The sequence below is a fragment of the Kitasatospora sp. NPDC048296 genome (genome assembly GCF_043201815.1).
GTDB lineage: Bacteria > Actinomycetota > Actinomycetes > Streptomycetales > Streptomycetaceae > Kitasatospora.
In genome coordinates, this window is record NZ_JBICZB010000050.1 from 41896 (window position 1) to 61347 (window position 19452).

At 72.2% G+C, this 19452-nt stretch carries 19 protein-coding genes; 18 read left to right on the top strand and 1 reads right to left on the bottom strand.

The annotated features are described in order from the left end of the window. Window positions 1-130: 130 nt before the first annotated feature. The 4 genes from ACGF12_RS26030 to ftsH all read left to right on the top strand — a co-directional run bounded on the left by ACGF12_RS26030 (window position 131) and on the right by ftsH (window position 7079). A complete protein-coding gene (locus ACGF12_RS26030) occupies window positions 131-2575 on the top strand; it encodes a [protein-PII] uridylyltransferase (protein WP_393034675.1) in 2445 nt (814 codons plus the stop codon). Between the two features lie 113 nt (window positions 2576-2688). Further along, on the top strand, window positions 2689-4254 hold the full coding sequence (gene ffh / locus ACGF12_RS26035) for a signal recognition particle protein (protein WP_393034713.1): 1566 nt from the start codon (window positions 2689-2691) through the stop codon (window positions 4252-4254). Window positions 4255-4405: 151 nt separating this feature from the next. Beyond that, window positions 4406-4948: a GNAT family N-acetyltransferase gene (locus tag ACGF12_RS26040; protein ID WP_387622283.1), complete on the top strand. Its 543-nt coding sequence runs from the start codon at window positions 4406-4408 to the stop codon at window positions 4946-4948. A gap of 94 nt (window positions 4949-5042) precedes the next feature. Continuing rightward, entirely contained in the window at window positions 5043-7079 is a 2037-nt protein-coding gene (gene ftsH / locus ACGF12_RS26045) for an ATP-dependent zinc metalloprotease FtsH (RefSeq protein ID WP_393034678.1), read from the top strand. A 135-nt stretch (window positions 7080-7214) separates the two neighbouring features. Here the strand turns inward: ftsH and ACGF12_RS26050 are convergent, their stop codons facing one another. Further along, window positions 7215-8039 carry a class I SAM-dependent methyltransferase gene (locus ACGF12_RS26050; protein ID WP_393034681.1) on the bottom strand — a complete coding sequence of 275 codons (825 nt, stop codon included), beginning with the start codon at window positions 8037-8039 and terminating at the stop codon, window positions 7215-7217. A 212-nt stretch (window positions 8040-8251) separates the two neighbouring features. On the opposite strand from ACGF12_RS26050, the gene proS reads away from it, so the two are divergent. The 14 genes from proS to ACGF12_RS26120 form a co-directional block, all read left to right on the top strand. Next, window positions 8252-9664, top strand: a complete 1413-nt coding sequence (gene proS, locus ACGF12_RS26055; protein ID WP_380612687.1) for a proline--tRNA ligase — start codon at window positions 8252-8254, stop codon at window positions 9662-9664. Between the two features lie 401 nt (window positions 9665-10065). After that, a complete protein-coding gene (locus ACGF12_RS26060) occupies window positions 10066-10644 on the top strand; it encodes a hypothetical protein (RefSeq protein ID WP_188307074.1) in 579 nt (192 codons plus the stop codon). 354 nt (window positions 10645-10998) lie between these two features. After that, window positions 10999-11421 carry a 30S ribosomal protein S16 gene (rpsP, locus tag ACGF12_RS26065; RefSeq protein WP_393034686.1) on the top strand — a complete coding sequence of 141 codons (423 nt, stop codon included), beginning with the start codon at window positions 10999-11001 and terminating at the stop codon, window positions 11419-11421. A gap of 2 nt (window positions 11422-11423) precedes the next feature. Beyond that, window positions 11424-11663: an RNA-binding protein gene (locus tag ACGF12_RS26070; RefSeq protein ID WP_030056773.1), complete on the top strand. Its 240-nt coding sequence runs from the start codon at window positions 11424-11426 to the stop codon at window positions 11661-11663. Window positions 11664-11832: 169 nt separating this feature from the next. Beyond that, window positions 11833-12471, top strand: a complete 639-nt coding sequence (gene rimM, locus ACGF12_RS26075) for a ribosome maturation factor RimM (RefSeq protein WP_393034689.1) — start codon at window positions 11833-11835, stop codon at window positions 12469-12471. 95 nt (window positions 12472-12566) lie between these two features. Next, window positions 12567-13385 carry a tRNA (guanosine(37)-N1)-methyltransferase TrmD gene (gene trmD, locus ACGF12_RS26080; RefSeq protein ID WP_393034715.1) on the top strand — a complete coding sequence of 273 codons (819 nt, stop codon included), beginning with the start codon at window positions 12567-12569 and terminating at the stop codon, window positions 13383-13385. Window positions 13386-13539: 154 nt separating this feature from the next. Then, window positions 13540-13890, top strand: a complete 351-nt coding sequence (gene rplS, locus ACGF12_RS26085) for a 50S ribosomal protein L19 (protein ID WP_063347674.1) — start codon at window positions 13540-13542, stop codon at window positions 13888-13890. Between the two features lie 269 nt (window positions 13891-14159). Continuing rightward, entirely contained in the window at window positions 14160-14939 is a 780-nt protein-coding gene (gene lepB / locus ACGF12_RS26090; protein WP_393034692.1) for a signal peptidase I, read from the top strand. 172 nt (window positions 14940-15111) lie between these two features. Next, a complete protein-coding gene (gene lepB, locus ACGF12_RS26095) occupies window positions 15112-15864 on the top strand; it encodes a signal peptidase I (protein WP_393034695.1) in 753 nt (250 codons plus the stop codon). Between the two features lie 238 nt (window positions 15865-16102). Beyond that, window positions 16103-17110, top strand: coding sequence for a signal peptidase I (gene lepB, locus ACGF12_RS26100; RefSeq protein ID WP_393034698.1), 1008 nt, complete (start codon window positions 16103-16105; stop codon window positions 17108-17110). A 145-nt stretch (window positions 17111-17255) separates the two neighbouring features. After that, window positions 17256-18011 (top strand): signal peptidase I, encoded by a 756-nt coding sequence (gene lepB, locus ACGF12_RS26105; protein ID WP_393034701.1) that lies wholly within the window; start codon window positions 17256-17258, stop codon window positions 18009-18011. 112 nt (window positions 18012-18123) lie between these two features. Then, window positions 18124-18597 carry an NUDIX hydrolase gene (locus tag ACGF12_RS26110; RefSeq protein WP_393034704.1) on the top strand — a complete coding sequence of 158 codons (474 nt, stop codon included), beginning with the start codon at window positions 18124-18126 and terminating at the stop codon, window positions 18595-18597. Between the two features lie 55 nt (window positions 18598-18652). Further along, on the top strand, window positions 18653-18979 hold the full coding sequence (locus tag ACGF12_RS26115) for a DUF2469 domain-containing protein (protein ID WP_030056781.1): 327 nt from the start codon (window positions 18653-18655) through the stop codon (window positions 18977-18979). Between the two features lie 168 nt (window positions 18980-19147). Next, on the top strand, window positions 19148-19452 hold a 305-nt coding region (locus ACGF12_RS26120), incomplete at its 3' end, for a YraN family protein (RefSeq protein ID WP_393034707.1).

Here is a 19452-nt window from a genome sequence, read left to right on the forward strand (position 1 = left end):
TCGGCGGGCCCGCACCCCTCCCGGGGGCGCGGGCCCGCCGACGGCGTACCGGCGCCCGGCCGGGCCGCAGGCCGTACGGCGCCGACGACCGACCGCTCGGCGGCCCACCTGACGGACGGGACCCACGCGCATGACCACCGAGACCAGCCCCTCCGACTCCTCCGCCCCCTCCGACCACGCCGCCGCCCGGGCCCAACTGCTCGACCGGCCCGGCCTGACCGGCCGCGACCGTCGGGCCGCGCTCGCCCGGCTCACCGACGACTGGCTGGCCGGGCTGCTCGCCGCCGCCGGCGCCCCCGCCTCCGGCGTCGCCCTGGTGGCCGTCGGCGGCTACGGGCGCGGCGAACTGTCCCCGCGCAGCGACCTGGACGTCCTGCTGCTGCACGACGGCCCGATCGCCCGCGAGCTGCCCGAGCGGATCTGGTACCCGGTCTGGGACGCGGGCGCCAAGCTCGACCACTCGGTGCGCACCGTCGCCGAGGCCCGCTCCGTCGCCGCCGCCGACCTCAAGGCCCAGCTCGGCCTGCTGGACGCCCGCCACCTCGCCGGGGACGCGGCGCTCACCGCCGCGCTGCGCTCCGCGGTGCTCACCGACTGGCGCGCCGGCGCCCCCGCGCGCCTGCCCGAGCTGCGCGAGCTGGGCCGGGAGCGGGCCGAACGCCACGGTGAGCTCTCCTTCCTGCTGGAGCCCGACCTCAAGGAGGCCCGCGGCGGGCTGCGCGACCTGGTCGCGCTGGACGCGATCGCCGCCACCTGGCTCGCCGACGCGCCCCGGGACGGCCTGGAGGCCGCCGCGCTGCGGCTCGCCGACGTCCGCGACGCGCTGCACCTGGCCACCGGACGGGCCACCGAGCGGCTCAGCCTCCAGGACCAGGACCAGGTCGCCGAGCGGCTCGGTGTGCTGGACGCCGACACCCTGCTGCGCCAGGTCTACGAGGCCGCCCGGACCATCGCCTACGCGAGCGACGTCACCTGGCGGGCGGTGGACCGGGTCCTGGCCGCCCGCTCCGGCCGGGGCCGCCGGACGGGCCGGCGGGGCTTCCCGTTCACCGGCGCCGGCCGCGGCAGCGGTGCGGTGGCCCGCGGCGCGGTCGAGCGCCGCCCGCTCGCCGAGGGCGTGGTCGAGCAGGACGGCGAGGCGGTGCTCGCCCAGGCCGCCCGCCCGGCCACCGACCCGGTGCTGCCACTGCGCGCCGCGGCCGCCGCCGCCCAGAACGGGCTGACCGTCTCGTACGCGACGGTGCGCCGGCTGGCCGCCGAGTGCCGACCGCTGCCGGTGCCCTGGCCGGACGAGGCGCGCGCACAGCTGGTCACCCTGCTCGGTGCGGGGGAGGCCGCCGTCCCCGTGTGGGAGGCGCTGGAGGCGGAAGGGCTGGTCACCCGGCTGCTGCCGGACTGGGAGCGGGTGCGCTGCCGTCCGCAGCGCAACGCGGTGCACCGCTGGACGGTGGACCGGCACCTGGTGGAGACGGCGGTGCGGGCCGCCGCGATGACCCGCCGGGTGGCCCGGCCGGACCTGCTGCTGGTCGCCGCGCTGCTGCACGACATCGGCAAGGGCTGGCCCGGTGACCACAGCGAGGCGGGTGAGGTGATCGTCCGCGACGTGGCCGCCCGGATGGGTTTCGGGGCCGAGGACACCGAGACCCTGGCGGTGCTGGTCCGCCACCACCTGACCCTGGTGGACACCGCGACCCGGCGCGACCCGGACGACCCGGCCACCGTCGAGGCGATCACCAAGGCGGTCGGCACCCTGCCGGAGCTGGAACTGCTGCACGCGCTCACCGAGGCGGACGCGCTGGCCACCGGCCCGGCCGCGTGGAGCAGCTGGCGGGCCTCACTGGTGGACGGCCTGGTGGCCCGGGCCGCCGCCCGGCTCGCCGGGGCCGGCGGCGCGCCCGCGGAGGGGGCGCCCACCGCCGGGCAGGAGCGGCTCGCGGTCGAGGCCGCCCGCACCGGCGAGCCGGCGCTGTCGCTGCTGGCCCAGGCCGCGGGGGCGGACCCGGGCACCGAACCGATGGGCGTCGAGCTGACCCTGGCCGTCCCGGACCGCCCGGGGCTGCTCGGCACGGTCGCCGGGGTGCTCGCGCTGCACCGGCTGACCGTCCGCTCGGCCGGCCTGCGCGAACTGGACCCGATCGGCGCGGGCCCGGTGCTGCTGCTGTCCTGGCGGGTGGCCGCCGAGTTCGGCGAGCTGCCGGAGGCCGCCAGGCTGCGCGCCGACCTGCGCCGGGCGCTGGACGGCTCGCTGGACGTCTCCCGCCGCCTCGCCGAGCGGGACGCCGCCGCCCCGCGCCGCAAGGGCATCCCCACCCCGCCGCCGCTGGTCGCGGTGGCGCCCGCGGTGGCCTCGGCGACCGCGACCGTGCTGGAGGTCCGCGCGCACGACGCCCCCGGACTGCTGCACCGGATCGGCCGGGCGCTGGACGGGGCGGGGGTGCGGGTGCGCACCGCGCACGTCTCCACGCTGGGCGCGGAGGCCGTCGACTCGTTCTACCTGACCGACGCGGCGGGCCGTCCGCTCACCGCCGAGCGGGCCGGAGAGGTGGTGGCGGCGGTGCGGGCGGCGCTGGACTGAGAACCGGTCGGGGCATGGGTTTCGGCAGGGGTGGAGACCGTACCCGGGGCGGCCGGATACCCTGGGGGACGACGACCGTACCGATACCGATGCCGCAGAGGACCCGCGCCGACGTGTTCGACACCCTTTCCGATCGCCTCGCAGCGACGTTCAAGAACCTCCGGGGCAAGGGCCGCCTGAGCGAGGCGGACATCGACGCCACCGCCCGCGAGATCCGCATCGCGCTGCTGGAGGCGGACGTCGCGCTGCCGGTCGTCCGGGCCTTCATCAAGCAGGTCAAGGAGCGGGCGCTCGGTGCCGAGGTCTCCGGCGCGCTGAACCCGGCGCAGCAGATCATCAAGATCGTCAACGAGGAGCTCATCGCGATCCTCGGTGGCGAGACCCGCCGGGTGCGGTTCGCCAAGAACGGCCCGACGGTCATCATGCTCGCCGGTCTGCAGGGTGCCGGTAAGACCACCCTCGCGGGCAAGCTCGGCTTCTGGCTGAAGAGCCAGAAGCACACCCCGCTGCTGGTCGCCTGTGACCTCCAGCGTCCCAACGCGGTCAACCAGCTCCAGGTGGTCGCCGAGCGGGCCGGCGTGGCCTTCTACGGCCCGCAGCCGGGCAACGGCGTCGGCGACCCGGTGCAGGTCGCCAAGGACTCGATCGAGTACGCCAAGCAGAAGCAGTACGACGTCGTCATCGTCGACACCGCCGGCCGCCTGGGCATCGACGCCGAGCTGATGCAGCAGGCCGCCGACATCCGCGCCGCGGTCAGCCCGGACGAGGTCCTGTTCGTCGTCGACGCGATGATCGGTCAGGACGCGGTCACCACCGCGCAGGCCTTCCTCGACGGCGTCGACTTCACCGGTGTGGTGCTCTCCAAGCTCGACGGCGACGCCCGCGGCGGTGCCGCCCTGTCGGTCGCGCACGTCACCGGCCGGCAGGTCATGTTCGCCTCCAACGGCGAGAAGGTCGACGACTTCGACGCCTTCCACCCGGACCGGATGGCCTCGCGCATCCTGGGCATGGGTGACGTCCTCTCGCTGATCGAGAAGGCCGAGCAGACCTTCTCGCAGGCCGAGGCCGAGAAGATCGCCGCCAAGCTGCGCGGCGGCCCGAAGCAGTTCACCCTGGACGACTTCCTGTCGCAGCTGGAGCAGGTCCAGAAGATGGGCTCGATCTCCAAGCTGCTCGGCATGCTGCCCGGCATGGGCCAGATCCGCGAGCAGATCAACAACATCGACGACAAGGACGTCAACCGGGTCGGCGCGATCATCAAGTCGATGACCCCGGCCGAGCGCGCCGAGCCGGAGCTGATCAACGGCTCCCGCCGGGCCCGCATCGCCAAGGGTTCGGGTGTCCAGGTCGGCGAGGTCAAGAACCTGGTCGAGCGGTTCTTCGACGCCCGCAAGATGATGTCCGCGATGGCCTCCGGCAAGGGCATGCCCGGCATGCCGGGGATCCCGGGCATGGGCGGCGGCGCGAAGAAGTCCGCCAAGAAGGCCCCGCAGGCCAAGGGCAAGCGCAAGAGCGGCAACCCGCTGAAGCGTGCGCAGGAGGAGGCCGCGGCCGCCGAGCGCCGGGCGCTCGGCCCGGGCGCCGGCCAGGGTCCGGCCGATGGCGGCGCGTTCGGCCTCGGTGCGGGCAAGGGCCCGGCCGACTTCGAGCTGCCCAAGGAGTTCAAGGACCTGCTGTAGTCCTCGGCCCTCGGCCCGGCCTGCCCGGCCTGCTCGGCCTGTTCGGTCTGAGCGCTTCTGATCGGCTTCGGTCGGTCCTGAGCCGTTGTGATCGGCCCGTCGTTCGGTGTTCTCCGGACGGCGGGCCGTTCATATGTCCGATGATGCTGCCATGTCCGATGATGTTGGCGTGCGAGTGATGATCAGGGCCCCGAGGGCCGAGGACGAGGTTGTGTACGCCGAGGCGGTCCGCCGGTCCGCCGAGCACATCGGGCGGTGGAACCCGGTCGAGCCGGACGGGCTGCCGGAACTTCTGGAGCGCCAGGGACCGGGCCTGCGCACCTTCCTGATCTTCGACCGGGACTCCGGCGGGCTGGTCGGCAAGGTGAACGTCGCCAACATCGTGATGGGCCGGTTCTGCAACGGCGCGCTGGGCTACGACTCGTACCTGCCGTTCGCCGGCACCGGGCGGATGACCGAGGGCCTGCGGCTGGTCCTGGACCGCTGCTTCGCCCCGCAGTCGGCCGACGGGCTGGGCCTGCACCGGCTGGAGATCAACGTGCAGCCGGAGAACGAGCGCTCGATCGCGATGGCCAAGCGGCTGGGCTTCCGGCACGAGGGCTTCACGCCGCGGATGCTGTTCCTGCAGGGGGACTGGCGCGACCACGAGCGCTTCGCGTTGACCGCCGAGGAATGGCCGGGCACCGCGGCGTAGCCACCGGGAGCGCGGACCCCGGCGCGGCCGTACGGCCGGTGGGGCGCGGCGTTGCGGTTGGCTCGTCCGAGCACCTGTCCGTATCGTCCGGTGGGTGACCGAACCCGCGCCGCCGCGCCAAACCCCCGACCAGCCCTGGCGGTCCGAGGGCGCCCCGCCCCCGCTGCCGCCCCGCCGCCGGATGCCCGGCGGCTGGGCGGGCCTCGTCCTCACCGCACTCGTGGTGTTCCTGATCTCCGACCTGCTGTTGTCGTTCTTCGGCAACGAGGGCACCACCACGATCTCCTACACCGAGTTCAACAACCAGTTGAACAAGGGCAACATCACCAAGATCTACTCCAAGGGCGACGCGATCGAGGGCACCCTCAAGAGCGCCCAGCCCAAACCGGACGGCGGCAAGGGCAGCTACACCGAGTTCGACACCCAGCGCCCCTCCTTCGCGGGTGACAACCTGTGGGCCACCCTGCAGCAGCACGGCGTCGAGGTGACCGCGACCTCGCCGGTGCAGCAGCGCAGCTTCCTCACCAACCTGCTGCTCTCGCTCGCCCCGATGCTGCTGCTGGTCTTCATCTGGGTGCTGCTCGCCCGCCGGATGGCCGGCGGCCTCGGCGCCGGGCCGCTCGGCCGCAAGGCCCCGCCCAAGCCGGTCACCGCCGAGCAGGGCAAGCGCACCACCTTCGCCGACGTGGCCGGCATCGACGAGGTCGAGGCCGAACTCACCGAGGTGGTCGACTACTTGAAGAACCCCGACCGGTACCGCAGGCTCGGCGCCAAGATGCCGCGCGGGGTGCTGCTCAGCGGCCCGCCCGGGACCGGCAAGACCCTGCTGGCCCGGGCCGTGGCCGGCGAGGCGGACGTACCGTTCTTCTCCGCCTCCGCCTCCGAGTTCATCGAGATGATCGTCGGCGTCGGCGCCAGCCGGGTGCGCGAACTGTTCGCCGAGGCCCGCAAGGTCGCCCCGGCGATCATCTTCATCGACGAGATCGACACCATCGGCCGCCAGCGCGGCGCCGGCGGCGGCATGGGCGGGCACGACGAGCGCGAGCAGACGCTCAACCAGATCCTCACCGAGATGGACGGCTTCTCCGGCTCCGAGGGCGTCATCGTGATCGCCGCGACCAACCGGGCGGACGTGCTCGACCCGGCGCTGCTGCGCCCCGGCCGCTTCGACCGGCGGATCACCGTCAGCCCGCCCGACCGGGAGGGCCGCGCCGCCATCCTGCGCATCCACACCCGGACCGTCCCGCTGGCCGGCGGCACCGACCTCACCCAGCTGGCCAAGGTCACCCCCGGGATGACCGGCGCCGAACTCGCCAACCTGGTCAACGAGGCCGCCCTGCTGGCCGTCAAGCGCCAGCAGGACGCGGTCAACGAGCGGAACCTCTCGGACGCCCTGGAGAAGGTCCAACTCGGCGCCGTGCGGCCGCTGGTGATGCCCCAGGAGGAGCGCGAGCGGACGGCGTACCACGAGAGCGGACACGCGCTGCTGGGCATGCTCCAGCCCGGCGCGGACCCGGTCCGCAAGATCACCATCGTGCCGCGCGGCCGCGCGCTCGGTGTGACCCTCTCCACCCCGGAGAACGACCGCTACTCGTACACCGAGCCCTACCTGCGCGGCCGGATCATCGGCGCGCTCGGCGGGATGGCGGCCGAGCAGGTCGTCTACGGCGTGATCACCACCGGCGCGGAGAGCGACCTGGAGCAGGTCACCAGCATCGCGCGGGGGATGGCCGGGCGCTGGGGGATGAGCGAGCGGGTCGGGCGGCTCACCGCCGTGCCCGCGGACGTGCAGGGCGCCGGTGCCTACGGGCTCTCCGCGGCGCCGACCACGCTGGACGCGGTGGACGAGGAGGCCCGGCGGATCGTCGCCGAGTGCTACGAGGACGCGGTGCGGATCCTGACCGAGCAGCGGCACCGGCTGGACGCGCTGGCGGCGGCGCTGCTGGAGGCGGAGACGCTGGACGAGGAGGCGGCGTACCGGGCGGCGGGGGTGCCGCGGGAGGCCTCGGACTCGGATGCGGAGCCGGGCTCGGGCTCGGGCTCGGCTTCCGCCTCGGGCTCCGGCTCGGGCTCGGGCTCGGGTGGGGACGGGGACGGCGGGTCGGACGGGAAGTCGCTCGACCAGGCGTGAAGTCGGTGCCGGGGGCGCTCGCCGAGATGGCGGGCGCCCCTGGTTTCCGTTGTCCGGCTTCCGTTTCCGATCGGTTCTGTTCGTGCCCGGTGCCGTCTCCGCCTGGTCCTGGCGCGGTCGTTCTCTGTGAACGCCCTACCGCGGCCGTTCGGCGACCAGGTAGCGGAAGACGTTCTCCATCCGGACCGTGCCGTCCGGGCGCAGGTACGGCTGCAGCGCCTCTTCCAGCTCCTTGGCCACCAGCGAGGCGCCGGAGAACTCCTCGGCCGCCTCGAACAGCCCGGTGGAGAGCAGGCCGCGGACCGCGCTGTCGAGGTCCGGGTAGGCGAACGGGCAGCTCACCCGGCCGCTGCCGGCCGGACGCAGGCCGGCCGGGGCGAGCAGGTCCTCCAGCGTGCCGGGCGCGCTCAGCTCGAACGGGTCGCGCGCGGTGGTCCGGCCCGCCCTCCGGCGGGCCACGTCCAGCACCGGGGCGCTCTGGCAGCGCTCCGGCGGGCCCCAAGCGGCGAGCACCACGTGCCCGCCCGGAAGGGTGAGCCCGGCCGCCTCGGCGACCACCGCGCGGGGCTCGGCGGCGCCGGGCAACTGCTCGAAAACGGTCACCAGGGAATGGGCCGAGCGGGGGACGGCGGCGGTCGGCCGGGACCCGGCGCACACCCGCAGCCGACGGTTGCGGGCCAGCTCGCGCAGCTCGTCCCGCGGCTCCTGCCCGGCGACCTGGGCGCCCCGTCCGGCCGCCAGCAGCAGGGCCAGTCCGGACCGGCAGCCCAGTCCCAGCACGCTGCTGGCAGGGCCGACCTCCAGGCGGTCGTACACCGCCTCGTAGAGCGGTACCAGCATGCGTTCCTGGATCTCCGCCCAGTCGCGCGCCCGCGCGGGCGCGGCGGCCCCGGGCTGCGGGTGGTGCGATCGTGCGCCTGTTGGTCGTACGGTCGTGCCGGTCGTCCGAGCTGAAGCCATCGCGGCCTCCCATCCGGTCCTTCGGTGTGCTGCTACGGCTCCCCCAAAGTCCCGCCCCACTCAAGCGAACAGCGGGTCGGGCCCGGCGTCCAGAGGGGTGCAGGGTGGTGCGCGCGTGTCGCGGTCGTGCGCCCCCTGCGGGGGCCGTAACCACTGCCGCGGGTGTGATACCGATTCGAAACCGGAGGGCCGCGCCCCGTACGATTCGGCCCATGGCTAAGGCACCCGTTCTCACCCCCCAGGCGGAAGACTTCCCCCGCTGGTACCAGGACCTCATCAACAAGGCCGAGCTGGCCGACAACGGTCCGGTGCGCGGCACCATGGTCATCCGACCGTACGGCTACGGCCTGTGGGAGCGGATGCAGCAGGAGATGGACGCGCGCATCAAGAAGGCGGGCGCGCAGAACGCCTACTTCCCGATGTTCATCCCGCAGTCCTACCTGACCAAGGAAGCCGAGCACGTCGAGGGCTTCGCGCCCGAGCTCGCGGTGGTCACCCACGGTGGCGGCAAGCAGCTGGAGGAGCCGGTCGTCGTCCGGCCGACCTCCGAGACGATCATCAACGAGTACTTCTCCAAGTGGGTGCAGAGCCACCGCGACCTGCCGCTGCTGATCAACCAGTGGGCCAACGTGGTCCGCTGGGAGTTGCGTCCGCGCGTCTTCCTGCGCACCACCGAGTTCCTCTGGCAGGAGGGCCACACCGCCCACGCCACCTACGAGGACGCCCGTGAGTACGCGTCGATGATCCACACCCAGGTCTACGGCGACTTCATGACCAACGTGCTCGGCATCGACGTCGTGCTCGGCCGCAAGACCGCCAAGGAGCGCTTCGCCGGCGCCATCAACACCCTCACCCTCGAGGGCATGATGGGCGACGGCAAGGCCCTGCAGATGGGCACCAGCCACGAGCTGGGCCAGAACTTCGCCAAGGCGTTCAACACCACCTACCAGCTGCAGGGCGCCGAGCGCGAGCACGTCTGGCAGACCTCCTGGGGCGTCTCGACCCGCATGGTCGGCGGCCTGATCATGTCCCACGGCGACGACAACGGCCTGCGGGTGCCCCCGCGCCTGGCCGCGGTCCAGGCCGTCGTGCTGGCCATCAAGGGCGACGACGCCGTCATCGCCAAGGTCCGCGAGATCGGCGCCGCGCTGGAGGCGGCCGGCATCCGGACCGTCGTCGACGACCGCACCGACACCCCGTTCGGCCGCCGCGCCGTCGACTGGGAGCTCAAGGGCGTTCCGCTGCGGATCGAGGTCGGCCCGCGCGACCTGGAGAACGGCACCGCGATGCTGGCCCGCCGCATCCCGGGCGGCAAGGAGCCGGTCTCCATCGACGCCCTGGCCGCGCTGCTGCCGGGCATCCTGGAGGAGGACCAGGCGCTGCTGCTGCGCCAGTCCCGCGAGCGCCGCGAGGCCCGTACCGTCGACGTCAAGACCCTCGACGAGGCCGTCGAGGCCGCCGCGACCGGCTGGGGCCGGATCTCCTGGGCCGACCTCGGCCCGGAGGGCGAGGCCAAGCTGTCCGAGCAGGGCGTCACGGTGCGCTGCATCGTCGCGGCCGACGGTTCGGTGCCGCAGTCGGACGACCAGGACGGCAATATCGCGATCGTCGCGCGTGCGTACTGATGCCTGTTACCCGCAGGCGATGACCGTTAGCGGCGACATTCGCCCGGAATGCGGGTTGGTAAGAATCCGGTAACTCTCTCGGGGGACTACCGACACCCGACATCCCTACTGGCCGGTCAACTGCCGGTATTAACGGAATAGCGGTACGGTGTACGGCCCGTGGCCCTGTCAACTTCGGCGGGTCCACGGGCCGTACGTCCCTGGGGCGACAGCCCGCCCCTCGGATGGAATTCACGAGGCCCGCCGACTCTGCGACGGGCCGAAACCGGCAGGGGGTTGGTCTTGCGTCAGATCCGGAACGCGCAATTCGCGCACAGTCGCGCATTCCTGGGAGTTCCCTGGGAATTCCCGGAGAACGGGAACATGCGGAACATCAGCTCGCCCTGCATCGTTGGTCTAGCGTGAGCACGACACAGCCCCTCGTCCTCGCGGCCGAACTGGCCGCCGCCTGGAGTGACATCCAGGCCTACCACCAGGACCTCCCGGACCTGGCCTCGCCCGAGGCCCTGATCGGAGAGTCCTCCTCGGCCTGTGGCACGCGGCTCGGTTTCGAGCGGCTCCTCCACGAGGCTGCCCACGGTCTGGCCGCGGCCCGGGACATCCGGGACACCTCGCGCGCGGGCCGCTACCACAACCGGCGCTTCCTGATGCTCGCCTCCGAGCTGGGTCTGGCGCACCCGGTCGAGCCGCACGCGAGCAGCGGCTTCTCCCAGGTGACCATGCTCAAGGAGACGCAGGAGCGCTACGCCGAAACCATCGAGCGCCTGGACCGCGCCCTCGGCGCGCACCAGGAAGCGGTGGCCGGCGACGGCACCAACCGAGCCTTCCGCGGCCCGGCCGCCCGGCACGGGTCCTCCGGCGGCGGCGTTCGGGTCAAGGCGGTCTGCGGCTGCGGACGCAATGTCCGGGTCGTGCCGTCCGTGCTGGCGCAGGCGTCCATCGTCTGCGGCGCGTGCCAGCAGCCGTTCAAGATCGCGTAACCGGTCGTCCGGGACCGGTCGGCGACTGTGCGGGCAGTCGGTGCGACCGGGGTGATCGGACGATCGGAGTCGGTGAGTCTGTGGGCTGACCGGGAGCGGGGGCTCCCGGTCGAGCCCTGAACCGCGTGTTCCGGGCCTTGGGCGCCGCGGTCCCCGGCGGTCTGAGCAGCTCAGTCCGCGGAGGTCGGGTGAAGGCCGTCCTCGCCGGTATGGCAGAATGGACAGCTGAGTACTCGGCAGCCGAGCAGGACCCCTCTCTCCTACGGCTGGCGTGTCCCTTGAACGCCCCGCCCCGCAACCCCACGCGGATGGCGAGGACGCTCACCCACGTCAACACCAGGAGAATCCACTCCCGTGGCAGTCAAGATCAAGCTGAAGCGTCTCGGCAAGATTCGCTCCCCGCACTACCGCATCGTCGTCGCCGACGCCCGCACCAAGCGTGACGGTCGCGCGATCGAGGAGATCGGCATCTACCAGCCGACCTACAACCCCTCGAAGATCGAGGTCGACAGCGACCGCGCCCAGTACTGGCTGTCCGTCGGCGCCCAGCCGACCGAGCCGGTGCTCGCCATCCTGAAGCTGACCGGCGACTGGCAGAAGTTCAAGGGCCTGCCGGCTCCGGCGCCGCTGAAGGTCGCCGAGCCGAAGGTCGAGGACTTCTCGCACCTGTTCGCCAAGGCCGTCGCCGGCTTCGAGGACGCCACCACCGGTGTCGCCATCACCCCGAAGGCCAAGAAGTCGGACAAGGCCGACGCCGACGCCGCCGCCGAGGCCTGATCGTGATCGAGGACGCCCTCGACCACTTGGTGAAGGGCATCGTCGAGCACCCCGACGAGGTGCAGGTGCGCTCGCGCAACCTGCGTCGGGGCAACACCATCGAGGTGCGAGTGCACCCCGATGACCTCGGCAAGGTGATCGGCCGGGGCGGCCGCACGGCGCGCGCTCTGCGCACCGTGGTCGGCGCCCTCGGCGGTCGCAACGTCCGGGTCGACCTGGTCGACGTGGACAACATTCGCTGACGCAGCTGCTCGTTCAGCCGTCGGGCTTGAGGCCGACCGGGACGCATGTCGTCCCGGTCGGCCTTTTTTGCTGGCTCCCGCGGCGCGTGTGCCACGCGCCGCCACGTGCCGGCTGCTCTGCTTACCTGTCTCTGCCCTCTCGCTCAGCAACTCCAGGAGAACGATCACCGTGCAGCTCGTCGTCGGCAGGATCGGCCGCGCCCACGGCATCAGGGGGGACGTCAGTGTCGAGGTCCGCACCGACGAGCCGGAACTCCGGCTCGGCCCCGGTGCCGTCCTGCTCACCGACCCGGCCTCGGCCGGACCGCTGACCATCGAGTCCGGCCGGGTGCACAGCGGCCGACTGCTGCTGCGCTTCGTCGGCGTCAAGGACCGCAACGCGGCCGAGGCGCTGCGGGGCACCCTGCTCATCTCCGAGGTCGACCCGGAGGAGCGGCCCGAGGACCCGGAGGAGTACTACGACCACCAGCTGATCGGCCTCGATGTGGTGCTGCTCGACGGCACCCCGGTCGGCGAGCTGACCGAGGTGGTCCACCTCCCGTACCAGGACCTGCTCACGGTGAAGAAGGCCGACGGGACGGAGGTGCTGGTGCCCTTCGTCAGCCAGATCGTGCCGACCATCGACCTGGAGAACCAGCGTGCCGTGATCACCCCGCCGGCCGGGTTGATCGACCCCGAGCAGGCCGAGGTCGCCGGTGCGGCGGCGGAGGATCCGGCTGAGGAGTCGACGGAGGCGTCGGCGGCGCCCGGTGAGGTGGGCGGGGCCGGTGAGTCCGGTGATTCGGCGAAGTCGGGGGAGTCGGCGTGACCGCTGAGCAGACCCCCCAGGTCGACGGTCCGGGTGTCGTTCCCGATGCCGGTCCGGCCGTCGGCCGGGATGCCGTCGCGGGCGTCCAGTCCGGGATGCGGATCGACGTCGTCACGATCTTCCCCGAGTACCTGGAGCCGCTGAACATCTCGCTGGTCGGCAAGGCCCGCGCCCGCGGCCAGCTGGACGTGCACGTCCACGACCTGCGCGAGTGGACCCACGACGTGCACCGCACGGTGGACGACAGCCCGTACGGCGGCGGCCCCGGCATGGTGATGAAGCCCGAGCCGTGGGGCGAGGCGCTGGACGCGGTCGTCGCCGGCGGACCCGAGGGCGAGCTGCCCACGCTGGTCGTGCCCACTCCGAGCGGGCGCCCGTTCACCCAGGAGCTCGCCCAGGAGCTGGCCGGCCGCCCCTGGCTGGCGTTCACCCCCGCGCGGTACGAGGGCATCGACCGCCGGGTGATCGAGGAGGCGGCCACCCGGATGCCGGTGGTCGAGGCCTCGATCGGCGACTACGTGCTGGCCGGCGGCGAGGTCGCGGTGCTGGTGATGGTCGAGGCGATCGCCCGGTTGCTGCCCGGCGTGCTCGGCAACGCCGAGTCCCACCGGGACGACTCCTTCGCCCCCGGTGCGATGGCCGATCTGCTGGAGGGCCCGGTCTTCACCAAGCCCGCCGAGTGGCGCGGCCGGACCGTGCCGGACGTGCTGCTCAGCGGCAACCACGGCAAGATCGCCCGTTGGCGCCGGGAGCAGGCCTTCGCCCGCACCCTGGCCAACCGGCCCGACCTGGTCGAGCGCTGGCAGTACGGCGCCTTCGACAAGAAGGACCGCCAGGCGCTCAGCGTCCTGGGCCTGGCCTGGGACGAGGAGCTCGGCCGATTTCGGTCCGTGGCCGGTGGTGTGGAAGAATAGGCGGCTGCTGTCTGTCGCTGGTTCCCTCCCGTAGGGGGCACGTGGACCGGCGCCCCCGCCACGGGGGGATCGCCGTCAGCCGACGCGGCCCGCAGCAGACCCCATTGTGACGAACTTCCGTGGGCGGCCCGTGGCGCCTGCGATGGAGAGCAACATGAGCAACAAGCTCGCTGCTGTCGACGCGGCCTCGCTGCGTAGCGACATTCCGGCCTTCCGCGCCGGTGACACCCTGAAGGTCCACGTCCGGGTCATCGAGGGCAACCGCTCCCGTGTCCAGGTCTTCCAGGGCGTCGTCATCCGCCGCCACGGCGCCGGCGTCGGTGAGACCTTCACCGTCCGCAAGGTCAGCTTCAACGTCGGCGTGGAGCGCACCTTCCCGGTGCACACCCCGGTCGTCGAGAAGATCGAGGTCGTGACCCGCGGTGCGGTTCGCCGCGCCAAGCTGTACTACCTGCGTGACCTCCGCGGCAAGGCCGCGAAGATCAAGGAGAAGCGCGACCGCTGATCCACCGGCCCCCGGCCACGCCGGGGGATCGGAGCGCTCTGAAGGGCCGGGCGGCCGCAAGGTAAGCTCAGCCCCCGATGAGCACGCACGAACCACCCGCGGACCGCGACGGCAGTCCCGCACCCTCCGGTGCGGACTCGCTGTCGCGGTCCGCGGTCGTTTCCGGGGGTGTTTCCGGGGGTGTTTCGGGGGAGGGTTCCGCGGCGGTTTCTGGTGCGGGTGCGGGTGCGGGTGCGGGTGCGGGTGCGGGTGCGGGTGTCGTCGCCAGCGTGGGTGCTGGTGTCCTCGCTGAGGAGTTGCGCGACGGCGAGGAGCCGCACGAGGGTGCGGAGCCGAGCGAAGGCGAGGGCGAGGAGCCGGACGAGGGGTCCGGGCACTCGCGGTCGCGGGACCTGCTGCTGTTGGTCGGGATCTGCCTGGCGACCGTGCTCCTGGTGAACGCCTTCGTCGCCCGTCCGTTCACGGTGCCCTCCGGCTCGATGGAGGACACCCTGCGGCCCGGCGACCGGCTGATCGCCAACCAGCTCGCCTACGCCTTCGGCGGCCACCCCCAGCGGGGCGATGTCGTGGTCTTCGACGGGACGGGCTCCTTCCTCCCCGAGTCGGCCGAGCAGCCGGGCTTCTGGGACAACCTTCGTTCGCTCGGCCGGGACCTCGGGCTCGCCCCGGCCGGGGACACGGTCTACGTCAAGCGCGTGATCGGAGTCGGCGGGGACCGGGTTACCAGCACCGGCCCGGGCAAGCCGATCACCGTCAACGGCGTGCCGGTCGACGAGACCTCCTACCTGGACCCGGGCGACCAGCCGTCCGACGTGGCCTTCGACATCGTGGTGCCGGCCGGCAAGCTGTTCGTGCTGGGCGACCACCGGAGCGCCTCCCGGGACTCCCGCGACCACCTCGGCGAGCCCGGCGGCGGCTTCGTGCCCGAGGACAAGGTGATCGGCCGGGCGGACTGGCTGGTCTACCCGTTTTCGCGCTGGACCGGTCTGGACCGGCCTGCGGCCTTCGCCGCGATTGCGGGGACGGGTGGTCATGGGGACCAGAGGTAGGGGGCGGGTCGCCGACCACCCGGCCACGGAGCCGGGTGACACCGGACCGGGTGGCGCCGCGCCCGACCCTGCCCTGCCGGTCCGCGGCCGCGCCGAGCGCCGCCGCAGCGCCCGACGCGCGGCCCGTCGGCGCAAGCGCTCGCTGCTGCGCGAGTTCCCGCTGATCATCCTGGTGGCGCTGCTGGTGGCGCTGGTGATGAAGACCTTCTTGATCCAGGTGTTCGTGATCCCCTCGGGCTCGATGGAGCAGACCATCCAGGTCGGGGACCGGGTGCTGGTGGACAAGTTGACCCCCTGGTTCGGCAGTGAGCCGCAGCGCGGCGATGTGGTGGTGTTCAAGGACCCGGGCGGCTGGCTGGAGAACGATTACAAGCCGTCCGACGACGGTCCGGTGCTGGGCGCGGCCAAACACGTGCTGACCTTCGTCGGGCTGCTGCCGTCCGACAACGAGCAGGACCTGATCAAGCGCGTCATCGGTGTCGGCGGGGACACCGTCGAGTGCTGCGACCCGCAGGGCCGGCTCAGCGTCAACGGCCGCGCGGTTGCGGAGCCGTACCTCGCGTCGGGTAACCCGCCGTCCCGGCAGCCCTTCAAGGTGACGGTGCCGAAGGGCCGCCTGTGGGTCATGGGTGACCACCGCGACGTCTCCGCCGACTCCCGCTTCCACATGGGCAATCCGGGGCAGGGGACCATCCCGCTGAGCGGTGTGGTCGGTCGCGCGTTCGTGATCGCCTGGCCGCTGGACCGCTTCCATCAACTCGATGAGCCGAGTTCACTCTCCTCTCTTGCCGGGGCTTCACCGCCCGGCGGAACTGCGCCGAAATCGATGGGCGTTGGGCCGGTTCCAATGCAACCTCCGCTCGTTATGGGTTTGTTGGGCATCCTGCCGCTCGTCATTCGCCGACCGGGGCGGCCTCCCGAGTGAGTCGCTCCGGCCGTTGAACGGCCGGGCCGCGCGTGTGGAACCGTGAGCCGGATGCCTTGGAGTGATAGAGAAGTGCAGGTGCGGCCGGGATCCCGGCTGTGCGCCGAGGCCGCGTTGGTGTCAGGGGAGCCCGTTGTGGGCAGCCCTGATGCGTTCATGGTCGTGGCGAGCGTGGTGCCCGCTGTGCGGCACTCTGAGCGCGGGCGCGCGGGCGTCCGCACAGCAGGGAGGAGACGTTGTGGGGGATTTGGTGATCGGTGCCCGTTCGGGCGCCGGGGAACCCGAGCACCCGGGCGGTGGCCGGGTGACCCGGTCCGCCGATTCCTCGGCGCCCTCGGCCGCGGTCGATGACACGACCGCTCAGACAGCTGACGAGCACGGCACCGGACCGGAGGACTCATCGGAGCCCCTGCGGCGGGGGGCCGAGCCGGCGGAGGAGTCGGAGTCGGAGGCTTCGGCCAAGCCGCACAAGCAGCGGTCCTTCCTGAAGGAGCTGCCGATCCTGATCGGCATCGCGCTGATCCTCGCGCTGGTGATCAAGACCTTCTTCGTCCAGGCGTTCTCCATTCCGTCGGAGTCGATGCAGAACACGCTGCAGGTCGGCGACCGCGTCCTGGTGGACAAGCTGACCCCCTGGTTCGGGGCCGAGCCCGAGCGCGGTGAGGTCGTGGTGTTCCACGACCCGGGCGGCTGGCTGAACGACGAGCCGTCCCAGCGGAGCAGCAACTCCTTCGTCCGGGGCTTCCAGGACGTGCTCAGCTTCATCGGCCTGATGCCCTCCACGAATGAGAAGGACCTGATCAAGCGCGTCATCGCGGTCGGCGGCGACACCGTCGAGTGCAAGGGCGACGGGCCGGTCATGGTGAACGGTGTCGCGCTCGACGAGCCGTACATCTACCCGGGCAACACCCCCTGCGGGACTCAGCCCTTCGGCCCGGTGAGGGTGCCGAGCGGCCGGATCTGGGTGATGGGAGACCACCGCGCGGACTCGCTGGACTCCCGTTTCCACATGGACCAGCCGGGCGGTGGGGCCGTGCCGGTGGACAACGTGATCGGGCGTGCCTTCGTGGTGGCCTGGCCGATCGGCCACTGGTCCACGCTGCCGGTGCCGGACACCTTCGACCAGAAGGACTTGGCGGAGACCCTGCCGATGGCGCCTCCCGCGGCCGGTGTGGTGGGTGCCGTCGTCCTGCTTCCGGTGGTGCGTCGGGTCCGGGCCCGGGCGGACCGCCGGAAGGAGTCCTGAGCTCCACCGGGTCGTCTCCAGCTCTTGCGCGGGCCGTGGTACCGGCGAGTAATCTGCTCGGACGTGCCACGGCCCGTCGGCGTTCGCGCCCGAGCCACCGGCGTGCCAGTGGTGTTCTCCGGTCGGCCTGAGGTGGACGGTGTCGATGAGCAGTGTCGTGGAACAGTCGGCCGACCGTCCGGCCACTGACGCCCCTCCGCGGCGCGGGCCCGCCGCGGTGCTGCAGGGCATCGCGCTCGCGCTCGGGCTGGTGCTGATGATCGGCGGCTTCGCCCTCATCGCGATCGACTACCGGCCGTACAAGGTCCCCACCGCCTCGATGTACCCGGCCCTCCAGGCCGGGGACACCGTGCTCGCCCGGAAGGTGGGCGGCGGTGCCATCGGCCGGGGTGACGTGGTGGTCTTCCGCGACCAGGCCTGGGGCGGGGAACTCATGGTCAAGCGGGTGGTTGCGGTCGGCGGGGACACCGTCGCCACCACTGACAGTGACCACAGGCTGACGGTCAACGGCCGGCCGGTGGAGGAGCCCTACCTCGCGACCCAGGGTCGCCAGGGCGAGTCGTTCAGCGCGACGGTGCCGCAGGGACGGCTGTTCCTGCTCGGCGACAACCGGGTCGGCTCGCTCGACTCCCGCACCCACCTGGAGGTCGAGGGCGGGACCGTCCCGACCACCGAGGTCGAGGCCAGGGTCGAGGCCATCCTGCAACCTTTCGGCCGGATGGGCCTGCTCGACCGCACCACGGCCTTCGACTCCTTCGCGGGCCCCGGGGCCGCCGAGCCCGGGCCGCTGGAGCCGGCCGCCTACGCCAGCGTTGCGGGCGCGGCGCTGATCGTCGTGACCTCGGCGGTGGGCGGGGTGGCGGGCCTGGCCCGCAGGCTTCGCCGGGGGCGCAGCTCCTGAGCGCGGCCGTCGCCGGCCGGGCCGCTCTGCCGAACATCGCCCCGGACGTACGCGTCGGGTGGCAGGATCGATAGCGCCACCGATGCGTACGGAAGGAGTGTGGAGCGCTGCCATGACAGCACAGCGTCGCCGGGCGGCGCGGATCCTGCTGCTGGACGGGCTGGACCGCATCCTCCTCTTCCTGGGCGCCGATCCGGCCGTGCCCGGGGAGACGTGGTGGTTCACGCCCGGGGGCGGCTTGGAGCCGGGGGAGGACGTGCGCGAGGCGGCCGAACGGGAGCTCGCGGAGGAGACCGGCTTGCGGGGTGTGGACCTGGGGCCCTTGGTGGCGTACGGCACGGTGTCGTTCTCCTTTCAGGGACAGCGCTACGAGCAGGAACAGTGGTTCCACCTGGCCCGGACCACGGAGACGGGTCTGGACCACTCGGGTATGGGCGAGGACGAACACGCCCAACTGCTCGCGGCGCGCTGGTGGACGGTCGAGGAACTGCGGGGGACCGCCGAGACGGTCTATCCGGCCGGACTGGTGGACTTCCTCGGGCGGCTGCTGGCAGAGGGCCCGCCGGTCGATCCGGTACGGCTCTGAGCGTAGGTGCGGTGGTCCACAATGGGTGGACGTGACAAGTTGAGGGGACGCCTGGATGAGTGCCGAAGATCTCGAGAAGTACGAGACCGAGATGGAGCTCAAGCTCTACCGGGAGTACCGGGACGTCGTCGGCCTGTTCAAGTACGTGATCGAGACCGAGCGACGGTTCTACCTCACCAATGACTACGAGCTGCAGGTGCACTCGGTCCAGGGCGAGGTGTTCTTCGAGGTGTCGATGGCGGATGCGTGGGTCTGGGACATGTACCGGCCGGCCCGGTTCGTCCGCAAGGTCCGGGTGCTGACCTTCAAGGACGTGAACATCGAGGAACTCGCGAAGAGCGATCTGGAGCTGCCCTCGGACGAGTCCGGCTTCGGGAACTGACGTTGGACGACTCCGTCCCGCGGTGTCCAGTCGAATTTCGCGTGACGGGGGCTTCTCACCCCTGCGGGTGACAAAAGTTATCCACAGGGCCGAGTTATCCACAGGGTCGGGGAATTCCCCGGCTTCGCCGCGCACGGCGGTGCAGCCTCCTCGGCGGAGGTGGTCACCGTGCAGAACACCGTCGTGCAGGACCAGGCCGTACCGAACGCGGCCGCAGCCGGGGCGGGCACCGGGAAGAGCCCGGACCGCAACACCAAGAACGGGCTCGGCCGCTACGGGGAGCAGGTCGCCGCCCGCCGCCTCGTGGAGGCCGGGCTCCGCATCCTGGATCGCAACTGGCGCTGTGTCGAGGGCGAGCTGGACATCGTCGCCCTCGACAAAGAGGATGAATTGCATCAGATGCAACACTCCTCGCGACGTCAGCATGGCAGTTTGTGCTGGTCACGAGCGGGTGGTCGCGCCAGCTGCTGGCG

Bases quoted from the DNA above. Each gene is read 5' to 3' on its own strand.
- ACGF12_RS26030 (WP_393034675.1), top strand. From the start codon at position 131: ATGACCACCGAGACCAGCCCCTCCGACTCCTCCGCCCCCTCCGACCAC.
- ACGF12_RS26040 (WP_387622283.1), top strand. From the start codon at position 4,406: ATGTCCGATGATGTTGGCGTGCGAGTGATGATCAGGGCCCCGAGGGCC.
- ACGF12_RS26050 (WP_393034681.1), bottom strand. From the start codon at position 8,039: ATGGCTTCAGCTCGGACGACCGGCACGACCGTACGACCAACAGGCGCA.
- proS (WP_380612687.1), top strand. From the start codon at position 8,252: ATGGCTAAGGCACCCGTTCTCACCCCCCAGGCGGAAGACTTCCCCCGC.
- trmD (WP_393034715.1), top strand. From the start codon at position 12,567: ATGCGGATCGACGTCGTCACGATCTTCCCCGAGTACCTGGAGCCGCTG.
- rplS (WP_063347674.1), top strand. From the start codon at position 13,540: ATGAGCAACAAGCTCGCTGCTGTCGACGCGGCCTCGCTGCGTAGCGAC.
- lepB (WP_393034701.1), top strand. From the start codon at position 17,256: ATGAGCAGTGTCGTGGAACAGTCGGCCGACCGTCCGGCCACTGACGCC.
- ACGF12_RS26110 (WP_393034704.1), top strand. From the start codon at position 18,124: ATGACAGCACAGCGTCGCCGGGCGGCGCGGATCCTGCTGCTGGACGGG.
- ACGF12_RS26115 (WP_030056781.1), top strand. From the start codon at position 18,653: ATGAGTGCCGAAGATCTCGAGAAGTACGAGACCGAGATGGAGCTCAAG.